Below are 442 nucleotides of genomic sequence, written 5' to 3' on the forward strand. Positions count from 1 at the left end.
GTGCCGGCGCAGCAGGTCGATCCGCTCATCCCCTGGCTGATCCAGCAGACCGGCGCGAAGAGATTCTACCTGCCGTCGGCTGACTACATCTGGCCGCACGTGATGAACAAGAAGGTTCGTGAGGTCGTCACGGCCAACGGCGGCACGATCGTCGGTGAGGAGTACTTCCCGCTCGATCACGCCGACTACAGCAAGACGATCGAGAAGATTACGTCCAGGGGTGCCGAGGTGGTTTTCAATACGACCGTTCCGCCGGGTGTCGCGCCGTTCCTCGAACAGCTTTACGACTCCGGTTTCACCAAGCGTGGCGGCCAGATCGTCTGCACCTATTTCGACGAGAACTTCCTGAACATGGTGCCGGCAGCACACGTCGAGGGACTCTACAGCTGCCTCGATTATTACCAGACCGTCAGCGATCCGTTCAGCAAGAGCCTGATCGACC

Annotated in this window: 1 protein-coding gene; it reads left to right on the top strand. The window is 59.7% G+C overall.

Annotated elements, in window-relative coordinates:
* A partial coding sequence (locus I6F37_RS40210; protein WP_225154410.1) for an ABC transporter substrate-binding protein occupies positions 1 to 442 on the top strand: 442 nt, incomplete at both ends.

Origin of the sequence: Bradyrhizobium sp. NBAIM08 (assembly GCF_020193935.1) — a bacterium.
Lineage (GTDB): Bacteria > Pseudomonadota > Alphaproteobacteria > Rhizobiales > Xanthobacteraceae > Bradyrhizobium > Bradyrhizobium yuanmingense.